20 protein-coding genes are annotated in these 17,780 nt (G+C 74.6%); 11 read left to right on the top strand and 9 right to left on the bottom strand.

Going from position 1 to position 17,780, the window contains the following annotated elements; translation table 11 throughout:
• The first annotated feature begins 6 nt into the window (after positions 1 to 6).
• The gene (locus tag ACFZBX_RS27875; RefSeq protein ID WP_391536538.1) at positions 7 to 387 is read left to right on the top strand and encodes a VOC family protein; all 381 of its coding nucleotides are present in this window, start codon (positions 7 to 9) and stop codon (positions 385 to 387) included.
• Between the two features lie 9 nt (positions 388 to 396).
• Here the strand turns inward: ACFZBX_RS27875 and ACFZBX_RS27870 are convergent, their stop codons facing one another.
• A complete protein-coding gene (locus ACFZBX_RS27870) occupies positions 397 to 987 on the bottom strand; it encodes a maleylpyruvate isomerase N-terminal domain-containing protein (protein ID WP_391536537.1) in 591 nt (196 codons plus the stop codon).
• A gap of 123 nt (positions 988 to 1,110) precedes the next feature.
• On the opposite strand from ACFZBX_RS27870, the gene ACFZBX_RS27865 reads away from it, so the two are divergent.
• On the top strand, positions 1,111 to 1,770 hold the full coding sequence (locus ACFZBX_RS27865; protein WP_391536536.1) for an NAD(P)-dependent oxidoreductase: 660 nt from the start codon (positions 1,111 to 1,113) through the stop codon (positions 1,768 to 1,770).
• Between the two features lie 29 nt (positions 1,771 to 1,799).
• Here the strand turns inward: ACFZBX_RS27865 and ACFZBX_RS27860 are convergent, their stop codons facing one another.
• On the bottom strand, positions 1,800 to 2,582 hold the full coding sequence (locus ACFZBX_RS27860) for a dioxygenase (protein WP_391536535.1): 783 nt from the start codon (positions 2,580 to 2,582) through the stop codon (positions 1,800 to 1,802).
• Positions 2,583 to 2,714: 132 nt separating this feature from the next.
• On the opposite strand from ACFZBX_RS27860, the gene ACFZBX_RS27855 reads away from it, so the two are divergent.
• The gene (locus ACFZBX_RS27855) at positions 2,715 to 3,230 is read left to right on the top strand and encodes a MarR family winged helix-turn-helix transcriptional regulator (RefSeq protein ID WP_391536534.1); all 516 of its coding nucleotides are present in this window, start codon (positions 2,715 to 2,717) and stop codon (positions 3,228 to 3,230) included.
• Between the two features lie 57 nt (positions 3,231 to 3,287).
• On the opposite strand, the gene ACFZBX_RS27850 is transcribed toward ACFZBX_RS27855, so the two are convergent.
• The 3 genes from ACFZBX_RS27850 to ACFZBX_RS27840 all read right to left on the bottom strand — a co-directional run bounded on the left by ACFZBX_RS27850 (position 3,288) and on the right by ACFZBX_RS27840 (position 5,873).
• A complete protein-coding gene (locus ACFZBX_RS27850; protein ID WP_391536606.1) occupies positions 3,288 to 4,511 on the bottom strand; it encodes an RNA polymerase sigma factor in 1,224 nt (407 codons plus the stop codon).
• 158 nt (positions 4,512 to 4,669) lie between these two features.
• Positions 4,670 to 5,044, bottom strand: a complete 375-nt coding sequence (locus ACFZBX_RS27845; protein WP_391536533.1) for a YciI family protein — start codon at positions 5,042 to 5,044, stop codon at positions 4,670 to 4,672.
• Between the two features lie 163 nt (positions 5,045 to 5,207).
• Positions 5,208 to 5,873: a TetR/AcrR family transcriptional regulator gene (locus ACFZBX_RS27840; RefSeq protein WP_391536532.1), complete on the bottom strand. Its 666-nt coding sequence runs from the start codon at positions 5,871 to 5,873 to the stop codon at positions 5,208 to 5,210.
• Between the two features lie 46 nt (positions 5,874 to 5,919).
• On the opposite strand from ACFZBX_RS27840, the gene ACFZBX_RS27835 reads away from it, so the two are divergent.
• Positions 5,920 to 6,246 carry a rhodanese-like domain-containing protein gene (locus ACFZBX_RS27835; RefSeq protein WP_391536531.1) on the top strand — a complete coding sequence of 109 codons (327 nt, stop codon included), beginning with the start codon at positions 5,920 to 5,922 and terminating at the stop codon, positions 6,244 to 6,246.
• 95 nt (positions 6,247 to 6,341) lie between these two features.
• On the opposite strand, the gene ACFZBX_RS27830 is transcribed toward ACFZBX_RS27835, so the two are convergent.
• Positions 6,342 to 7,469 carry a hypothetical protein gene (locus ACFZBX_RS27830; RefSeq protein ID WP_391536530.1) on the bottom strand — a complete coding sequence of 376 codons (1,128 nt, stop codon included), beginning with the start codon at positions 7,467 to 7,469 and terminating at the stop codon, positions 6,342 to 6,344.
• An 88-nt stretch (positions 7,470 to 7,557) separates the two neighbouring features.
• Here ACFZBX_RS27830 and ACFZBX_RS27825 point away from each other — a divergent pair, with 88 nt between their 5' ends.
• Positions 7,558 to 8,070: a GNAT family N-acetyltransferase gene (locus ACFZBX_RS27825; protein WP_391536529.1), complete on the top strand. Its 513-nt coding sequence runs from the start codon at positions 7,558 to 7,560 to the stop codon at positions 8,068 to 8,070.
• A 25-nt stretch (positions 8,071 to 8,095) separates the two neighbouring features.
• Here the strand turns inward: ACFZBX_RS27825 and ACFZBX_RS27820 are convergent, their stop codons facing one another.
• The gene (locus ACFZBX_RS27820; RefSeq protein ID WP_391536528.1) at positions 8,096 to 9,148 is read right to left on the bottom strand and encodes a fatty acid desaturase family protein; all 1,053 of its coding nucleotides are present in this window, start codon (positions 9,146 to 9,148) and stop codon (positions 8,096 to 8,098) included.
• Between the two features lie 186 nt (positions 9,149 to 9,334).
• Between ACFZBX_RS27820 and ACFZBX_RS27815 the strand changes: the two genes are divergently transcribed.
• The 5 genes from ACFZBX_RS27815 (at position 9,335) to ACFZBX_RS27795 (ending at position 14,730) form a co-directional block, all read left to right on the top strand.
• Positions 9,335 to 10,813, top strand: a complete 1,479-nt coding sequence (locus tag ACFZBX_RS27815) for a DUF2079 domain-containing protein (RefSeq protein WP_391536527.1) — start codon at positions 9,335 to 9,337, stop codon at positions 10,811 to 10,813.
• A gap of 79 nt (positions 10,814 to 10,892) precedes the next feature.
• Positions 10,893 to 11,333, top strand: coding sequence for a GntR family transcriptional regulator (locus tag ACFZBX_RS27810; protein ID WP_391536526.1), 441 nt, complete (start codon positions 10,893 to 10,895; stop codon positions 11,331 to 11,333).
• A gap of 18 nt (positions 11,334 to 11,351) precedes the next feature.
• Complete coding sequence (locus tag ACFZBX_RS27805) at positions 11,352 to 12,296, top strand: ABC transporter ATP-binding protein (protein ID WP_391536525.1); 945 nt, start codon at positions 11,352 to 11,354, stop codon at positions 12,294 to 12,296.
• A gap of 140 nt (positions 12,297 to 12,436) precedes the next feature.
• Positions 12,437 to 13,333 carry an ABC transporter permease subunit gene (locus ACFZBX_RS27800; RefSeq protein WP_391536524.1) on the top strand — a complete coding sequence of 299 codons (897 nt, stop codon included), beginning with the start codon at positions 12,437 to 12,439 and terminating at the stop codon, positions 13,331 to 13,333.
• A 140-nt stretch (positions 13,334 to 13,473) separates the two neighbouring features.
• Complete coding sequence (locus tag ACFZBX_RS27795) at positions 13,474 to 14,730, top strand: FAD-dependent oxidoreductase (protein WP_391536523.1); 1,257 nt, start codon at positions 13,474 to 13,476, stop codon at positions 14,728 to 14,730.
• Positions 14,731 to 14,782: 52 nt separating this feature from the next.
• Here the strand turns inward: ACFZBX_RS27795 and ACFZBX_RS27790 are convergent, their stop codons facing one another.
• Both ACFZBX_RS27790 and ACFZBX_RS27785 read right to left on the bottom strand, forming a co-directional pair.
• Positions 14,783 to 15,811, bottom strand: a complete 1,029-nt coding sequence (locus ACFZBX_RS27790; RefSeq protein ID WP_391536522.1) for a LacI family DNA-binding transcriptional regulator — start codon at positions 15,809 to 15,811, stop codon at positions 14,783 to 14,785.
• A gap of 138 nt (positions 15,812 to 15,949) precedes the next feature.
• On the bottom strand, positions 15,950 to 16,813 hold the full coding sequence (locus ACFZBX_RS27785) for a MurR/RpiR family transcriptional regulator (RefSeq protein WP_391536521.1): 864 nt from the start codon (positions 16,811 to 16,813) through the stop codon (positions 15,950 to 15,952).
• 80 nt (positions 16,814 to 16,893) lie between these two features.
• On the opposite strand from ACFZBX_RS27785, the gene ACFZBX_RS27780 reads away from it, so the two are divergent.
• Entirely contained in the window at positions 16,894 to 17,754 is an 861-nt protein-coding gene (locus ACFZBX_RS27780; protein WP_391536520.1) for an EamA family transporter, read from the top strand.
• Positions 17,755 to 17,780: the final 26 nt, after the last annotated feature.

Here is a 17,780-nt window from a genome sequence, read left to right as displayed (position 1 = left end):
ACCGTCATGGCTTCTCTTGTAGGACACGTGACGATCGACTGCTCCGACCCCTACGCCCTGGCGCAGTTCTGGGTGAAGGCGCTGGACGGCGCCCTGGGCGAGGGCGACAAGCCGGGGGACGAGGAGGTGGAGGTCAACTCGGCGGGTGTCTCGTTGCTCTTCATCCGGGTGCCCGAGGGCAAGACCGTCAAGAACCGCGTCCACCTGGACCTCCAGCCGCAGGACCGTACCCGGGACGAGGAGGTCGAGCGCCTCCTCGCCCTGGGCGCGACGCTGTTCGAGGACCACCGCACCCCGGACGGCAAGGGCTGGGCGACCCTCCTCGACGCCGAGGGCAACGAGTTCTGCGTCGTGCGCAGCGCCGCCGAGCGGCTCGTCACCTCCTGACACCGGTCGCTATCCGACGGCCGCCCGCCAACTCCACGAGGTCAGGCGCGGGCGGCCGTCGAGCTCTCCGCGGCCGGTGCACCAGAGCAGGACGTCCACCGGGTCGCCGGCCGGAGCGTCGGGGAACAGCCGGGCCAGCACGGCCGAGGTGAGCCGCCGCGGGGGCCGCCACTCCAGGCCGAGCCCGAGGGCGATGTCATGGGTGTGCAGCAGGGTCTCGGTGACGCCCATCGCGGCGAAGCCGGCCGGGTCGCACGGCCCGTAGTGGTACGCCCGCAGCTCGGGCGGCGCCGCGTCCAGGGCGGTGGCGAGCAGGTGCGCGCAGGCCGTCACCACGGTGAGCACCTCGGCCGGCCCGGCCTCCGGGCGCACCGTCAGGTCCAGCGGCAGATAGCGGTCGCCGGGCCGGGCGGCGAGCTGCCCGGCGTAGGCGAGCAGGTCGTGCGCGATGTGGGCGGCGGTCTCCCGGCAGCTCCACTCCAGCGGTCCGGCCGGTGCGTCCCAGCGGGCGCCGCCGTCCTCGGCCGCGGGGCCCAGCACGGCCGTCAGCTCGCCGAGCGCGGCCCGGACGTCGTCTCCGTCCAATGGATGATCGGTCATCGGCCCACCGTCCCACCGACCCCGCGTGTCCGCCAGGGTCCCGCCCGCCCCGGGTGCTACTGCTGGCTCCGGATCCCCACCCGGCCCCCCCACCCGGCCCCCGGAGAACAGGCAGGTACCCCCATGGCCAGGATCGCCGTGTTCGGCGCCAACGGCACCATCGGCAGCGCCGTCGTCGCGGAGGCCGCCACCCGCGGCCACCGGGTGACGGCGGTCGTCCGCACCCCGTCCCGCTTCGACGCCGCGCGGTTTCCGGGGGAGGTGTCCGTCGAGGCCGGCGACGTGCTGGACCCGGCGGACGTGGCCAGGGCCGCCACCGGGCAGGACGTCCTGGTGAGCGCGGTCGGCGGCGGCGACGGCCCGGGCCACCTGGCGCTGATCGAACCGGCCGCCCGGGCGCTGGTCGAGGGGCTGCGCCGGCTCGGCGGCGAGGCACCCCGGCTGCTCGCGGTCGGCGGCGCGGGCAGCCTGGAGACCGCCCCCGGCACCAGGGTCTGGGACGCCCCGGGCCTGCCGGAGGCGGTGCTGCAGATCATGCACGCCCACGGCGACGCCCTGGCGTACTACCGGACGGTCGCGGACGTGCGCTGGACGGTGCTCAGCCCGGCCGCCCACATCGGCCCGGGCGAGCGCACCGGCCGCTACCGCACCGGGCTGGAGCAGCTGCTCACCGACGCCGAGGGGGAGAGCCGGATCTCGGTGCCGGACTACGCGGTGGCGCTGGTCGACGAGATCGAACAGCCCGAGCACATCGGCGAGCGCTTCACCTGCTGCGCGCTCTGACCGGAGCGCGGGAGGCGAGGGCCCGGCCGTCAGCCGATCTGGATCGAGCGCTTCGCCAGGCCCATCCAGAACCCGTCGATCACCGTGCGCTGGCTGCCCAGCTCGTGCTCCGCCGCGCCGAGCGTGACGAACAGCGGGGCGAAGTGCTCGGTGCGCGGGTGGGCGAGCCGGCCGGCCGGGGCCTTCCGCTCGAAGTCCAGCAGCGCGTCGAGGTCCTGGGCCGCCAGGGCACGCCGGCCCCAGTCGTCGAACTCGGCCATCACCGAGGTGACCTGCCCGTCACGGCTGAGCGCCCGCAGGTTGTGGGTGAAGAAGCCGCTGCCGACGATCAGCACGCCCTCGTCGCGCAGCGGGGCGAGCCGGCGGCCGATTTCCTGCAGCCGCTGCGGGTCCAGCGTCGGCATGGAGACCTGGAGGACGGGGACGTCCGCCTCCGGGAACATCTCCACCAGCGGGACGTAGGCACCGTGGTCGAGGCCGCGGTCGGGGATGTCCTGGACGGGCGTGCCGGGGGCGCGCAGCAGCTTGCGCACGCGCTCGGCGAGCTCCGGTGCGCCGGGGGCGGCGTACTGGACGCCGTAGTAGTGCTCGGGGAAGCCCCAGAAGTCGTAGACCAGCGGCACGGTGGTGACGGCGCCGAGCGCGAGCGGGGCCTCCTCCCAGTGCGCGGAGACCATCAGGATCGCCTTGGGGCGCGGCAGGTCGGCGGACCAGGCGGCCAGCTCCTTGGGCCAGACGGGGTCGTCGGCGAGCGGCGGCGCACCGTGCGACAGGTAGAGGGCGGGCATGCGCTCGGGTGCGGCGGTGCTCATGGCGGCTCTTCTCCTCTGGCCCTCGGCTGCGGTGGACCCTTGGGTGGCGGATGCCGGTAGTTCAAATTTGAACACCGACACTTCGACCGTACACCTTCGTTCGAATTTGAACAATAGGAGTACGATCACCTCATGCCCTCCACCTCGTCCGCACCCTCGGCGCCCCCCTCCGCCGCCTCCCCGTACGAGCCCCGCTGGCTCGACGAGGAGGAGATGGCCGCCTGGCGGAGCTTCGTCACCGCGAGCAACCTTCTCAACCGCCGCCTGGAACGCCAGCTCAAGGAGGAATCGGGCCTCTCCCACACCCAGTACGAGATCCTCGTCCACCTCTCCGCCGCCCCGGGCGGCTCGCTGCGCATGACCGAGCTGGCGGACAGGCTGGTCACCTCCAAGAGCGGGCTGACCTACCAGGTCACCCAGCTGGAGAAGATGGGCCTGGTCGGCCGCCGCTCCTGTCCCAGCGACGTGCGCGGCGTCTTCGCCGAACTCACCGAGCAGGGTGGCGAGATGCTGCGCGAGGCGGCCCCGGGGCACGTCGCGCTGGTCCGCGAACTGCTCATCGACGTGCTCACCCGGGAGCAGCTGGCCGTGCTCGCCGACGGCCTCGGCCAGGTCAGCGCCCGGCTGCGCCTCGACGACGCGCTCTGATTCCCCTCGACCCGCAGAACCCTCGAAACCCTCGAAGTCCGCAGAACCCTCGAAGCCTCAGCCCTCGCCCGCCCGGGCTGCTGCCGCCTCGGCCGCCTCCGCCGCCTTGGCGAGCAGCAGCCCCCGCTCCCGGACATTGCGGGTGAGCCCCGCCGCCCGCTCGAACTCCGCCCGCGCCTCGGCGCGGCGCCCCAGCCGGGCCAGCAGGTCGCCCCGGACGCTGGGCAGCAGGTGGTACCCGCGCAGCGCCGGCTCCGTCGCCAGGGCGTCCACCACCTCCAGCGCCACCGCCGGCCCCTCGGCCATCGACAGCGCCACGGCCCGGTTCAGCTCCACCACGGGCGACGGCGTCAGCGCCATCAGCCGGCCGTAGAGCGCGGCGATGGTCGGCCAGTCGGTGTCCTCGTACCGCGCGGCCCGCGCGTGGCAGGCGGCGATCGCGGCCTGCACGGAGTACGGCCCGGTGCCCGCCCGCCGCAGTGCGGCCAGTCCGCGCCGGATCAGCAGCCGGTCCCAGCGGGCCCGGTTCTGGTCGGCGAGCAGGACGGGTTCGCCGCCCGGCCCGGTGCGGGCGGCCGTCCGGGAGGCCTGGAACTCCAGCAGCGCCGCCAGCCCGTGCGCCTCCGGCTCGGCCGGCATCAGCGCCGCCAGTACCCGGGCCAGGCGCAGCGCGTCCTCGCAGAGCGCGGGCCGCAGCAGGTCGTCCCCGGCGGTCGCCGAGTAGCCCTCGTTGAAGACCAGGTAGACGACCTCCAGCACGGAGGAGAGCCGGGCCGCCCGCTCCTCCCCGTACGGGACCTCGAACGGCGTCCCGGCCCGCGCCAGCGTCCGCTTGGCGCGCACGATCCGCTGGGCCACCGTCGGCTCGGTGGAGAGGAAGGCCCGGGCGATCTCCGCCGTGGTCAGCCCGCCGAGCAGCCGCAGGGTGAGCGCGATCCGGGCCGGCGCCGACAGCACCGGGTGGCAGACGGTGAAGATCAGCCGCAGCAGGTCGTCGTCGATGTCGTCGGGGCCGGACGGCTCGGGCGGCGGCACGTCCTCCTGCGTCCGCCCGACCTCGGCGAGCTTGCGGGCGTACGTCTCCCGGCGGCGGACCAGGTCGATCGCGCGGTGCTTGGCGGTGGCCATGAGCCAGGCGCCCGGACGGTCCGGGACGCCCGACTCGGGCCACTGCTCCAGGGCGGCGACCAGCGCGTCCTGCGCCAGCTCCTCGGCGATGCCGACGTCGCGCACGATCCGGGTGACGCCCGCGATGATCCGCGCGGACTCGATCCGGAACACGGTCTCGACGGTCCTGGCCGTCTCCGCGGCCTCCGCGGGCCCCGTCGTTCCCGTCGTTCCCGTCGTCGGTGCGGCCCCCGCCGCTCCCGCGTTGCGCTCCGTCACGATCACCCATCAGAGCAGCCGTCACCGACGGCGGCAAACCACCGCCGCGCCGCTCACGCCTCCGGCGGCGTGGCGGCCTCGTCGATCTGCCGCAGCTCGGCGCCGACGGTCCACTGCGCCGGGTGGGTCTCCAGGAAGCGCCGGGTCCACTCGACCGCCTCCGCCTTGTCCTTGCACTGGAGCAGCGCGTAGCCGCCCACGACCTCCTTGGTCTCGGTGAACGGGCCGTCGGTGCAGGTCACCTTGCCGCCCTCCCAGAGCAGCCGGGTGCCCTCCTTGGTGGGCAGCAGCCCGGCGGTGTCCAGCATCACCCCGGCCTTGGTGATCTCCTCGAACAGGGCCCCCATCCGCTCCTCGAACCCGGGGTCGGGCTGGAACTCGGAGGCCTGCTCCTCGTCGATGCGGATCAGCGTCATGAAGCGCGGCATGGCGGCTCACTCCTCGTCGGTGCGGGCGGGGCCTCTCCCCGCCGCTCACCCCTGCGTCGAACGGACGGCGGCCGTTTCGACAGCCGGCCCGAGAATTCTTTCGGCACTCCCCGGACCCGGCCACCGGAAGCGGCGGGCCCGGGCCGTCACGTCGTCCGGGCCGTCACGTCATCCGGGAGGCGAGCCGCAGGACCCCCGCCCGGATCCGCTCCTCGCCCAGCTCCGGGAGCAGGGCGGCCACGTGCTCGGCCGCCAGCGCCGCCAGCAGGGCGTGCGCGTCGTGCTCGGGGTCCTCGGCGTGCCCGCCCGCGCCGAGCAGCAGCGCGACGTGCCGGTGCCAGAACCGGTAGGCACCGATGCGGTAGCGCGAGCCCCGGCCGGCCGTCTCGGACATCCGGACCAGGTCGAGGTGTTCCAGCAGGTAGTCCAGATAGGCGGTCACGAACGCCGCCAGCCGCTCGCCGCTCGCCGCCCCGGCGTCCGCCTCGCCGGGCCCGAGCGGCGCGGGGCCCCGCAGGACCGCGTCCTGGAGCGCGCGTTCGCGGGCGTCCAGCAGGGCCGCGCCGAGCCCGGCCTTGTCGCCGAAGCGGCGGAACAGCGTGCCCTTGCCGACCCCCGCCGCGGCGGCCACCTGGTCCATCGAGACCGACTCCACCCCGTGCTCGGCGAACAGCCGGGCCGCGGCCTCCAGCACGGCGGCCCGGTTGCGGGCGGCGTCGGCGCGCTCGACTGGCGGCGGGGTGCGCAGCAGCTCCAGCGGGACGGGGGCGCCCGGGGCCGGAGCAGGCGTTGCATAAGCGGACTGCGGTCCGGTACTGTCCTGAGTCATAAGCGGACTATAGTCCGAATCGGCGCGCAGCCCCAGGAGGCGCAGCATGACCGCACTCATCACCCGGACCGAACTGGCCACCGCCATCGAGGCCGGTTCCGTCACCGTCGTCGACACCCTCGGCGGCGACTACTACGCCCAGCAGCACCTGCCCGGTGCGATCGAGCTCGTCCGGGCCGACGTCGACCGGCTCGCGCCCGAGCTGCTGCCCGACCGCGGCGCCGCCATCGTCACCTACTGCTCCAACGAGGCCTGCCCCAACAGCGGCCAGGTCGCCGACCGCCTGACCGCGCTCGGCTACACCGACGTCCGCAAGTACCGCGAGGGCATCCAGGACTGGTCCGCGGCCGGCCTGCCGGTCGAGACCGCCTGACCCGGGCGGCCCGCTCGCGGGGGAGCGACAGGGGAGCGACGAGGGAGGGGCGCAGCGCGGGGAACGCCCCTCCCTCGTCCTCGTCGCGGCGGGCCCTACAGCCCCTGCCCCGCGCCGGAGTTCTTCGCCGGCCGCAGCTCGGCCGCCAGCGGCTCCGCCTTGGCCCGTTTCACGGCGAGCGCGCGGGCCAGGTCGAATGCCGCCGCCGGGTCCTCCCGGTCGTTCCACGGCGCGGCGCCGCACCACGGCCCGATCGCCCGGAACTGCTCCAGCGCGACGTCGTAGGCCTCCACCTCGCCGGCGAAGTGCGCCAGCAGGTGCCGCAGCTGCGGCATCCGCTCGTCGTCGGGCCGGACCTGCCGCAGCTGGGCGGCGAGGTTCTCGACGCGCCACTTGGTCTTGTCCGCCGCGATCGTCCCGGCGATGCCGCCGCGGTTCTCCAGCTCGGCGAGGGCGTGCAGGTAGATCCCGCCCAGCGGGCTCCCGGGCGGGGCCGCGTCCATGGCCCGCTCGGCGAAGGCCAGCATCTGCTTGTTCGAGCCGAACCACTTCTCGCACCAGTACTGCATGGCCTGCCAATGACCGTCGTAGTGGTACCAGGCCCGCTTCACCAGCTCGTCCCAGGCCTCCTGGAACTTCTCCGGGGTGAACTGCGCCCCGCGCGCCGCCGTCACGACCACCACCCACGGGCCCGGGTTCGCCGGGTCCAGCAGGGCCGCCCGGCGGGCCGCCTCGATCGCGGCCGGCAGCAGCTCGCGGAACGCGTCGATCGCGTCGTCGCCGACCTCGTCCCGGTACCCGGAGCCGCGCACCTCCCAGGCGCGGTGCACCATCAGCTTCGCCTCCAGGGTGGCGGCGTCGCAGTTGCCGGGCTCCGCGGAGCGCCAGGCGCCCAGCCAGCCGTCGCCGTTGCCGGCGATCGCCGCCAGCAGCCCCAACCGCGACCACCGCTCGTCCCAGTGGTCGCCGGCCTCGGCGACGTACTCGGCGGCCGGGCGCCAGTCCCCGGCCCAGGCCGCGTCGGCGATCGCCTGCGAGTGACGCCGCTGCTCCAGCGGGACCGGCGGCCCGGCCCGGGTCGGGTCGAGCCGCTCACGCGGGGGCATGCCGTACGCGGCCGGGTCGAAGCCCTCTTGGGCCCACTTCAGATGGCGCTTGCGGCGGACGATCCGGTAGACGATGTAGCCCACCACGAAGAGGAGGAAGATCAGCAGACGTATCACGACGGCGAATCATCCCTGCCGGGAGGCGGTGCGTGCAAAGTCGAAAACGGTTCGCCGAGCGGGGTCTTCCGTGGAAGCATCCGCTGGTATGGGGACGATTCTGCACGGCGCGCACGTCACGCTCCGCCCGGCCACGGCCGAGGACATCCCGGCCCTGGCCGCCATCCGCCGCACCCCCGAGGTCCTCGCCCGGTGGCGGGGCGGTGACGACCTCACCGCGGCCGTCGCCGACGACCTCGCCGACTCCGGTACCGAGACCTTCGCCATCGAGGCCGGGGGCCGGGTGGTCGGCGCCGTCCAGTGGTACGCCAATGACGACGACGAGTACCGGCACGCCGGTCTGGACATCTACCTCGACCCGGCCCGGCACGGCCGGGGCCACGGCACCGACGCCGTCCGTACCCTGGCCCGCCACCTGATCGGCCACCACGGCTTCCACCGGCTGGTCATCGACCCGGCGGTCGACAACGCCCCGGCCATCCGCTGCTACGAGAAGGTCGGCTTCCGCCCCGTGGGCGTGATGCGCCAGTACGAGCGCGGCGCCGACGGCAGCTGGCACGACAACCTGCTGATGGACCTGCTCGCCGACGAACTCACGTAGCCCGGAGGGGCGTTGAGCCGGTCGCTCAGTGGTCCGCGCGCAGCGGCTCGCCGGTGCGGTGGAGGTGGGCGAAGATCTCGCGGTAGGAGCGGAGCAGTCCGGTCTCGTGGTACGGGATGCCCTTCTCCGCGCAGAACCGGCGGGTGATCCGGGCCGCGCGGGGGAGCGCCGGGGTGGGCATGCTGGGGAACAGGTGGTGCTCCACCTGGTAGTTGAGGCCGCCCATCAGCGTGTCGAGCACGGGGTTGCCCCGGACGTTGCGCGAGGTCAGCACCTGGCGGCGGAGGAAGTCCAGCCGCATCTCCGGCGTCACCATCAGCATGCCCTTGTGGTTCGGCGCGAAGACGCAGCCCAGGTAGACGCCGAGCAGGGCCTGGTGGACGGCGAGGAAGGCGACCGCCTTGCCGGCCGGCAGCGCGGTGAGGACGGCCCCGAAGTAGGCCGCGAAGTGCAGGACGAGCAGGGTGCCCTCCAGCCGGGGGCGCTTCAGGTACGGGCTGCGCAGCGCGCGGAAGCTGTTGTAGCTGAGGTTGAGGCCCTCCAGGAGGAGCAGCGGCACGAACAGGTACGCCAGTCGCCGGCCGATGAACCGGGGGACGCCGCGCGCCTGCCGGGCCTGTTGCTGCGACCACACCACGATGTCGGGGGCGACGTCCGGGTCCCGGCCCTCGTGGTTGGGGTTGGCGTGGTGGCGGGTGTGCTTGTTCATCCACCAGCCGTAGCTCATGCCCATCAGCAGATTGGCGACGATCCGCCCGCCGGTCTCGCTGCCACGGCGCCCACCGAAGACCTGGCGGTGCGCCAGATCATGGGCGAGCAGACCGAGTTGGCCGAAGACGACGGCCATCGCGGCGGCCAGTGCGAGCTGGAGCCAGGTGTCGCCCAGCGCGAACAGGGCGTACCAGCCGCCCGCGAACGCGGCCAGCGTGACGCCGAAGCGGACGGCGTAGTAGCCGTGACGGCGCTCCAGCAGTCCCTCCTCGACCATCCGGCGGGTGAGCTGGGCGAAGTCGCTGCCGTCCGGGTCGCGGCGCGGTGGTGCGGCCGGGACCGGGACGGCCGTGGGCTGTGGGCTCATGGCAGGAAGTCTGCTGGCCCGGCCGCCGCCCCGGAACCTGAGAAACCCCCTTCCCAGCAGGGGAGTTAACCCCACCTTCGGGAGGTGGGATACCCCCGGGTCCGGTCGGGCCGGGGTTGACGGGCGCTTCGGGACTCCACCACCCTTTCACTAATTAGATAGTGAAAGGGTGGTTCATTGATGTGGGTGCTCCGCAGACTGCTCCGTTCCCTCCGGCGGCCCCGGGTCCTGTCCTGGGGGCAGGCCGGGGTGTTCGCCGTGCTCTACTCCTGCGTGGCCGTCAACCGGCACCGGCGCATCCTGACCCAGGCCTATGACCTGGGGATCTTCGAGCAGGCGGTGCGCGGCTACGCGCACGGGGAGGCGCCGGTCGTGCTGCTCAAGGGCCCCGGCTACCACCTGCTCGGGGACCACTTCCACCCGGTGCTGGTCGTCCTCGCCCCGCTCTACCGGGCGTTCCCGGGCGCCGTGACGCTGCTGATCGCCCAGGCGGTGCTGATGGCGCTGGCCGTGGTGCCGCTGAGCCGGTGGGCCTACGAGGTCGGCGGCCTGCGATTGGCCGTCGCCGTCGGCTGTCTGACCGGGGTGTCCTGGGGGATCGTCGAGGCGGTGGCCGACGACTTCCACGAGATCGCCTTCGCCGTGCCGCTGCTGGCGTTCGCGGCCGTCGCGCTCGGGCGGGGACGGCCGGTCGCGGCGGTGCTCTGGGCGCTGCCGCTGGTGCTGGTGAAGGAGGATCTCGGGCTGACGGTCGCCGCCGTCGGGGCGCTGGTCTGCCGACGGGCCCCGCGCGGGAGCGGGGTCCGGGTGCTGGGCTTCGCGACGGCGGTCTTCGGGCTGGCCGCGACGGCGCTGACCATGCTGGTGGTGCTGCCGTCGTTCAACGCCGGGGGCGACTTCGACTACTGGGGGCAGTTGGGCGCCGGGGAGGCCGCCGGGGCGCCGTGGGAGGCGGCCGTGCGGCTGGTCTGGCCGCCGCTGAAGTGGCTGCTGCTCGCCCTGGCCGCCGCGACCGCCGGGCTCCTCGGGCTGCGCTCGCCGCTGGCGCTGCTCTGCCTGCCGACCCTGGGCTGGCGGCTGCTCGCCGACAACCCGCACTACTGGGGCGTGGGTTACCACTACAGCGCGGTGCTGATGCCGCTGCTGCTGGCGGCGCTGGTGGACGCCCTGGGCCGGACCGGCGCGTTCGCCCGTGGCGCGGCCGTGCCGTCCGGCACGTCCGGGCCCACCACGCCGGACCGTGCCGCCGCTCGCCGGGCCCGGCGAGGGCTGGCGGTCGCCGGCCTGGTCGCCGCCGTGACGCTCCCGCTCTTCCCGCTGCGCGAGGCCGTCGCTCCCGGGGCCTGGGGCACCTCGGCGCGGCTCACGCAGACCAGGGAGATGCTGGCCCGGATACCCGACGGTGCCACCGTCGCCGCCTCCAACCGCCTCGCCGCGCAGCTGGCCGGGCGGACCACAGTCGGCCTGGTCTGCCGCGAACCGGCGCCGCCGCTCGCCGACGCGCTGCAGGACGGGCCGCAGTGGGTGGTCGTCGACCTGGCCGACCCGAGCGTGCACGCGCCCTGCGCGATCGAGGACACCGTCCGGATGCTCGGCCGGTACGAACTGCTCGGCTACCGGCGGGTCGTGGACGACGGAGACCTGCGGCTGCTGCGCCGGCCCTGAGGGGCCCGGTTCCGACTTGACCGAGGCACCGTGGTCCGCCACTATTCCACTAATGAACTAGTGAAAGGGTGATGCGGGTGTGATCGAGTACCGCATCGAGCGGCGCAGCGGCGTCTCCACCTACCAGCAGATCGTGCAGCAGACCAAGCAGGCGCTGCGGCTCGGTGTGCTCCAGCCGGGGGACAAACTGCCGACCGCGCGGGAGGTCGTCGAGCAGACCGCGATCAACCCGAACACCGTGCTGAAGGCCTACCGCGAACTGGAACGCGAGGGGCTGGTCGAACCGCGGCCGGGCCTGGGCACCTTCGTCCGCCGCTCGCTCGCCCGGCCCGAGGCCGCCGCCGACGGGCCGCTGCGGGCGGGGCTGGTGGGGTGGGTCGACGAGGCCCGCGCGGCCGGGCTCGACCGCGAGGACATCGCCGCGCTGATGGCCGCCGTGGTGGAGCAGCGCTTCGAGACCGGCGCCCCGGCGGCGCCGCGCACGTCATCCGGGCCGGCCGATCCGGCCGCATCGAACTAGGGAGGGCGGGGGGACCGCATGAGGGAAGCGACATTCGTACCGGACGCGATACCGGGGGAGGGGCCGCCGGCCGTCGAGGCCGTGGGGCTGGGCAAGCGCTACCGCGGCGGCCGGTGGGCGCTGCGCCACTGCGACTTCACCGTCCCGGCCGGCCGGATCTGCGGCGTGGTCGGCGCCAACGGGGCGGGCAAGAGCACCCTGCTCACCCTGGCCGCCCGCCTGATCGAACCGACCGAAGGCGAACTGCGGGTGTTCGGCGAGGTGTCGAGCACCCCGGAGTCCCGCGCCCGGGTCGCCTACGTCACCCAGGAGAAGCCGCTTTACCCCTCCTTCACGGTGGCGGACACCCTGCGCATAGGGCGCGAGCTCAACCCCCGGTGGGACGATGAGGCGGCCCAACGGGTTGTCGAGATTGGGGAGTTGCGGACGGACGCGCGGATCGGCTCGCTCTCCGGCGGCCAGCGCACCCGGGTCGCGCTCGCGGTCGCGCTCGGTAAGCGCGCCGAACTGCTCCTGCTCGACGAGCCGATGGCCGACCTCGACCCGCTCGCCCGCCACGAGCTGATGGGCGTGCTGATGGCCGAGGCCGCCGAGCGCGGCTCCACGATCCTCGTCTCCTCCCACATCCTGCCCGAACTCGACGGCGTCATCGACCATTTGCTGCTGGTCCAGGAGGGCCGGATCCGCCTGGCCGGTGACCTGGAGGAGATCCTCGACGGCCATCAGTTGCTCACCGGCGTCGCCGACGGGGCCGAACTGCCCGCCGGCACCGCCGTGGAGCGGCGGGTCCGCGGCCGCCAGGTCACCGCGTTGCTGCACACCGGGGAGCCGGTCGACGGGCCGTGGGAGTCGACCCGGCCGAGTCTGGAGGAACTGCTGCTCTCCTACCTCCGCACTCCGGTACCGACCCCGGCCGACGCCCCCGCCGCCGTCACCGAAACCGATCGCGAGGCCGCCGCATGAGCACCAGCACCCTGACCGGTCCGCCCGCTCCGGCGCCCGCGGACGGTGCGGCCGGGCGGTCCGCGCCCGTCCGCCGCGCCCGCGGTCCGCGCGGTGTCCTCTGGCTGGCTTGGCGTCAGAGTCGCTTGCAGATAAGGGTGATGGCCATTCCGGCGATCCTCGCCGCACTGCTCCTGGTCGCCCTGCACTTCCTCATCCAGGACCAGACCGGGCTGATGAAGCAGAGCGGCTGCTACGACGCGATGGACTGGAATCCCGCGTGCCGGGAGCAGTACCGCCGGCTCGGTCTGCTGACCCGGATCTTCACGGACGGCCTGCAGCCGGCCATCGCCGCCGTCCCGGTGCTGCTCGGCGCCTTCCTCGGCGGTCCGCTGCTCGCCCAGGAGTACGAGCGCGGCACCCTGCGGCTGGTGCTGGCGCAGTCCGTCGGCCCGGCCCGCTGGCTGGCCGCCCGGCTCGCCGTCCCGGGCGCCGTCGTGCTGCTGCTGTCCACCGTGCTGTCCGGGCTGACCAGTTGGGTGTGGTGGTCGGACATCCTGAACAGCCGGGGGGCCTTCGACCCGCCGTTCCAGGGGTTCACCTACCCCGTGCTCGGCGTGGTCCCCGTCGCCTGGCCGCTGTTCGGCCTGGCGCTGGGCGTGCTCATCGGCCAGTTGCTGCGGCGCACCGTCGCCGCCGTGCTGGCGAGCGGTGCGGCGATGGCCCTCGCCCACGCGGCGATGATCGCGCTGCGGCCGCACCTCTGGCCGGTGGTCGAGGAGGTCCAGTCACGCCGCTTCAACCTGGGCGGCTTCTACCAGCCCCACAACGCCTGGCTGTTGGAGCAGGGGGCGGAGCTGGCGGACGGCACCAGGATGACGGTCGCCGACTGTGCGAGTGCCTTCGAGGTCTGCAACGCGGCGCCGTCCTTCTGGGGGCGGTACCACCCGGTGTCGCACTTCATCCCGATCCAACTCGTCGAGACCGGAATACTGTTGGCGCTCACCATCGTCGTCGTGGCCGTCGTCTTCCGCCGGTTCACCCGGGCCGGGATCTGACCGGGCCGGGATCCGACCGGGCGGGACCGGGCGGTCGCACGCCGTCCGATTCCGGTCTACTGCCCGCGCGCCCGGCCGAGCAGACTGGGGCGGCGTCACGGCCGGAAGGCCTCCCCGTCCCGGAAGGAGCACGGCGCAGCATGACCGGAGCGACGACGGACCCCACGAAGGACGGCACACCGGACACCCCGCGGATCGCCGTCATCGGCGCCGGTCCCGCCGGCCTCACCCTCGCCAGGATCCTGCGGGTGCGCGGCATCGCCGCCACCGTGTACGAGCGCGAGGCCGGCCGGGACGTCCGGGGCCAGGGCGGCACCCTCGACCTGCACGGCGACACCGGCCGGCGCGCGATCCAGGAGGCGCGGCTGACCGAGGGGTTCCGGGCGAAGGCCAGGCCCGAGGGCGAGGACTTCCGGGTCGTCGACAAGCACGGCACCGCGCACGTCACCTTCGAGACCGGCCTCACCCCGGGCGCGGGCGACGAGGACGGTGCGGACGGCCGGTCCGGGCGCCCCGAGATCGACCGCGGCGACCTGCGCGACCTGCTCCTCGACGCGCTCGACCCGGCCGCCGTCCGCTGGGGCCACCGCCTGGAGCGCGCCGAACCGCTCGGCGACGGCAGGCACCGGCTGCACTTCGCCGGCGGCGCCGTCGAGACCTGCGACCTGCTCGTCGGAGCGGAGGGCGCCCACTCCCGGGTCCGCCCGCTGCTCACCGCCGCCGAGCCCCACTACACCGGCGTCAGCCTGGTCGAACTCGGCATCCCCGACGCCGACCGCACCGCTCCCGGGGCGGCGGCCGCCGTCGGCCACGGCAGCCTGTTCGCCTTCCACGACAACAAGGGCCTGGTCCTCCAGCGCAACAGCGACGGCCGGATCCGGATCTACGCATTCTTCCGCTGCCCCGAGGACTGGCTGACGGTGGCCGGCCTCTCCGAGCGGGAGCCGGAACGCACCCGCAGCGCCGTGGCCCGCCACTTCGCCGACTGGGCACCGGAGTTCCGCGCCGTCCTGGCCGCCTGCGACGAAACGTTGCGCACCCAGCGGCTGGAGAAGCTGCCGGTCGGCCTGACCTGGCCGCGCCGCCCGGGCGTCACCCTGGTCGGCGACGCGGCGCACCTGATGTCGCCGTTCGCCGGTCAGGGCGTCAACCTCGCGATGTGGGACGCCGCCGAACTCGCCCTCGCCGTGGCCCCGGTGCTGGCCAGGGCCGAGGGGCCCGGCGGCCCGGACGCCCTGGACGCCGCCCTCGCCGGTTACGAGAAGGCGATGTTCGAGCGGGGCGCCTTCTGGGCCGGGATCGCCGCGTTCAACCACGACCGGATGCTCGCCCCCGACGGCCACGAGAACCTGCACCTCATGGCAGGCCCGCCGCCGGGCGGTTCGGGCGACGCCTGAGCCGCGTCCCGACCCGTCCCCGTCCCCGGCCGCGCAGCCCGAGCCGCCTCCGTCAGTCCCCGGCGCAGCCGCAGGAGCGGCGGAGCACCATCCGGGCCGGGAACGTCCGGGCCCCGGCTGCGGGCGCCGACTCCCCGTCGGCGCCCGCACTCAGCACCAGGTCGACGGCGGCCCGCGCCATCTCCGCCTGGGCGGTGGCCACGCTGGTCAGCGGCGGTCCGGCGATCACCGCCTCGGCGATGTCGTCGAACCCGGCCACCGCGAGGTCCTCCGGCACCCGGATGCCCAGGTCGTCGGCGGCCCGCAGCAGGCCGATCGCCTGGTCGTCGGTGGCGCAGAAGACGGCGGACGGCCGGTCGGCGCGCGCCAGCAGCGCGAGCGCCTCCCGGTGCGCCCGCACGCGGTCGAACGGTGCCGGGGTCAACCGGCCCTCGGTGGCCAGGCCGGCCTCGGTGAGCGCGGCGGCCCAGCCGGCGGTGCGGACGGTGACCGGGTCGCTCGGGCTGAGCGCGAAGGTGCCGCCGAAGCAGTGCACCTCGGCGTGCCCGTGGCCGAGCAGGTGACGGACGACCTCGCGGGCGCCGCCCTCGTCGTCCGCGACCACCGCGATCCCGCGCTCGGTCTCGGCGCGGTGGTGCAGCAGTACGACGGGCGTCCCGTCGGGGGCGTCCACACCGGCGACACCAGGGACGGACGGGTCCTGGGTCACCAGGATCAGGCCGTCCACCTGCATGCCGAGGAAGGCACGGATGTAGTGGGCCTCGCGCTCGTCCGCGTAGTCGGAGTTGCCGATCAGCAGCAGCCGGCCGCGCTCGGCGGCGGCGCGCTCCACGGTGTGCGCGAGCTCGGCGAAGAAGGGCTGGCGGGCGTCCGGCACGACCATGCCGATGAGGTCGGTGCGCCGCCGGGCCATCGCCTGCGCGACCCGGTTCGGCCGGTACCCCAGCTGCTCGACGGCGGCGAGCACCCGGGCCCGCGTCGCGGCCGCCACCGGCCGCGGCCCGTCGTTGATCACATAACTCACGACCGCAGTCGACGTCCCCGCCGCCCTCGCCACGTCGTCCCGCGTCACCCTTGCCATGCCCGCGAGCCTACACACCGCGACCGACGGCCCTCTCCGCCGTTTCACCGGCTGGACGGGCGGGACGGTGGCGGTGCGATGGGGCGCCGGGGCGGAAGGGAAGCGCGGATCCGGCCGTCCACGGCCGGCGCACGGGCGTCAGTACGCGTGGTCGGCCGTCACGTCCGCCGACAGGCGCAGGGCGCGCTCGGCCGGTTCGCCGCGCAGCGCGAGCAGGGTCAGGGTGAGGGCGTCCAGCACCGTCAGGTGGGCGATCCGGCTGGCGGTGGTCTCCAGGCCGAAGACGAGGTCCTGGCCGCCGGCGACCAGGGCGTGGGTGGCGGTGTCGACCAGTGGCGAGCGGGCGTAGCCGGTCAGCGCGATCACGGTGGCGCCGTTGCCGCGGGCGTGGCGGGCGGCGTCCACCACGGTGCGGGTGGCGCCGGTGTGGCTGACGGCCAGGCACGCGGCGGTGGGCGGAAGTTGGGCGGCGGCCAGCCGGGCGGTGATCGGGTCGGCGGGGGCGTCGGCGCGCAGGCCCAGCGCGCGCAGCCGGTACGCGGCGTCCAGGACCACCGCGCCGGACAGGCCCGCGCCGAGGACCAGCACGTGGTCGGCGGCGTCCAGCGCCTCGGCCGCCGCCCGCAGCCGGTCCGGGGACAGGGTGGTGGTGATCCCGTCGAGCGCCTCGCGGGCGGCGCGGACGGTGTCGGCGAGCGCCCGGGCGGCCGGGTCCCCGCTGTCGGCGGGGCCGGGCGCGGGGGCCGGGGCCTGCCGGACGGCGGCGATCTTGAGCTCCTGGTAGCCCCGGAAGCCGAGCCGCTGGCAGGCGCGGACCACCGAGGAGGGGGCCGTCCCGGCCAGCTCGGCGACATCGCTCACGCTGAGGCCGACCAGGTCGGCGCCCCGGGTGAGGACCACCTGGGCCACCCGGGCCTCGCTGCCGCGCAGGTCGCCGAGCCGGGCGCGGATGTGCGCGGCCAGCTGGGACTCCAGCGGGGAGAATTCGGAATGCTCTTCCATGGAATCAGTGTACCGTGGAACCCGATTCCGGGGCCGGTGTTCCGCCGACCCCTCGCCGCCCGTCGGAGGGGAGTCCCGCCATGCCCGCCGCCGTTCCCGCCACGGTCCCCGTGGCCGTCCTGGCCGCCGCCGTGCTGCACGCGGTCTGGAACGGGCTGGCGCACCGGATCCAGGACAAGCTGGTCGGCTTCACGCTGATCAACCTCTCGTACACCGCCTGTGCGCTGGTCCTGGTGCTGCTCAACCCGCTTCCGGCGGCCGCGGCCTGGCCGTACCTGATCACCTCGGTGGTGTTGCAGGTGACCTCCCAGCTGCTCCTCCTGCGCGCCTACCGGCTGGGGGACTTCGGGCAGATGTACCCGCTCGCGCGCGGGTCGGCGCCCCTGCTGGTCGCGGCCCTGTCGGTCACCGTGCTCGGCGACCGGCTCGGTGCCGGGGAACTGCTCGGGGTGGCCGTCATCTCCTGCGGCCTGGCCGGACTGGCCTTCGCCCACGGCATCCCGGGCCGGGCCCAACTGCCCGCGCTCGCGGCGGCCCTCGGCACCGGGGTGATGATCGCCGGGTACACGGTCGCGGACGGCGGCGGGGTGCGGTACGCGGGCACGGTCGGCGGCTACGTCGCCTGGCTGTTCCTGCTGCAGGGGCCGCTGCTGGCGCTGATCGCCTGGGCGCGCCGGGGCCGGAGTCTGCTGGTGGGGGCCGGCCCGGCGGTCCCGTTCGGGCTGCTCGGCGGGGTGCTCTCGCTGACCGCCTACGGGCTGGTGGTCTGGGCGCAGTCCCGGGGCGACCTCGCGACCATCGCCGCCCTGCGCGAGACCAGCATCGTGATCGCCGCACTGATCGCCACCCTGGTCTTCCGCGAACGCCTGGGGCGGCTGCGGATGGCGGCGAGCGCGGCCGTGCTCGCCGGGATAGCCGTCCTGGAGCTGGCCCGCCCCTGAGGGCCGGCTCCAGGACGGCGCCCGGT

The organism is Kitasatospora sp. NPDC008115 (genome assembly GCF_042957205.1).
In the GTDB taxonomy this organism is placed as follows: domain Bacteria; phylum Actinomycetota; class Actinomycetes; order Streptomycetales; family Streptomycetaceae; genus Kitasatospora.
This window is presented reverse-complemented; position numbering and strand designations above follow the sequence as displayed.

Coding starts and splice junctions, on each gene's coding strand:
- ACFZBX_RS27875 (WP_391536538.1), top strand. CDS start 7: ATGGCTTCTCTTGTAGGACACGTGACGATCGACTGCTCCGACCCCTAC.
- ACFZBX_RS27870 (WP_391536537.1), bottom strand. CDS start 987: ATGACCGATCATCCATTGGACGGAGACGACGTCCGGGCCGCGCTCGGC.
- ACFZBX_RS27865 (WP_391536536.1), top strand. CDS start 1,111: ATGGCCAGGATCGCCGTGTTCGGCGCCAACGGCACCATCGGCAGCGCC.
- ACFZBX_RS27860 (WP_391536535.1), bottom strand. CDS start 2,582: ATGAGCACCGCCGCACCCGAGCGCATGCCCGCCCTCTACCTGTCGCAC.
- ACFZBX_RS27855 (WP_391536534.1), top strand. CDS start 2,715: ATGCCCTCCACCTCGTCCGCACCCTCGGCGCCCCCCTCCGCCGCCTCC.
- ACFZBX_RS27845 (WP_391536533.1), bottom strand. CDS start 5,044: ATGCCGCGCTTCATGACGCTGATCCGCATCGACGAGGAGCAGGCCTCC.
- ACFZBX_RS27840 (WP_391536532.1), bottom strand. CDS start 5,873: ATGACTCAGGACAGTACCGGACCGCAGTCCGCTTATGCAACGCCTGCT.
- ACFZBX_RS27835 (WP_391536531.1), top strand. CDS start 5,920: ATGACCGCACTCATCACCCGGACCGAACTGGCCACCGCCATCGAGGCC.
- ACFZBX_RS27825 (WP_391536529.1), top strand. CDS start 7,558: ATGGGGACGATTCTGCACGGCGCGCACGTCACGCTCCGCCCGGCCACG.
- ACFZBX_RS27820 (WP_391536528.1), bottom strand. CDS start 9,148: ATGAGCCCACAGCCCACGGCCGTCCCGGTCCCGGCCGCACCACCGCGC.
- ACFZBX_RS27805 (WP_391536525.1), top strand. CDS start 11,352: ATGAGGGAAGCGACATTCGTACCGGACGCGATACCGGGGGAGGGGCCG.
- ACFZBX_RS27800 (WP_391536524.1), top strand. CDS start 12,437: ATGGCCATTCCGGCGATCCTCGCCGCACTGCTCCTGGTCGCCCTGCAC.
- ACFZBX_RS27795 (WP_391536523.1), top strand. CDS start 13,474: ATGACCGGAGCGACGACGGACCCCACGAAGGACGGCACACCGGACACC.
- ACFZBX_RS27790 (WP_391536522.1), bottom strand. CDS start 15,811: ATGGCAAGGGTGACGCGGGACGACGTGGCGAGGGCGGCGGGGACGTCG.
- ACFZBX_RS27785 (WP_391536521.1), bottom strand. CDS start 16,813: ATGGAAGAGCATTCCGAATTCTCCCCGCTGGAGTCCCAGCTGGCCGCG.
- ACFZBX_RS27780 (WP_391536520.1), top strand. CDS start 16,894: ATGCCCGCCGCCGTTCCCGCCACGGTCCCCGTGGCCGTCCTGGCCGCC.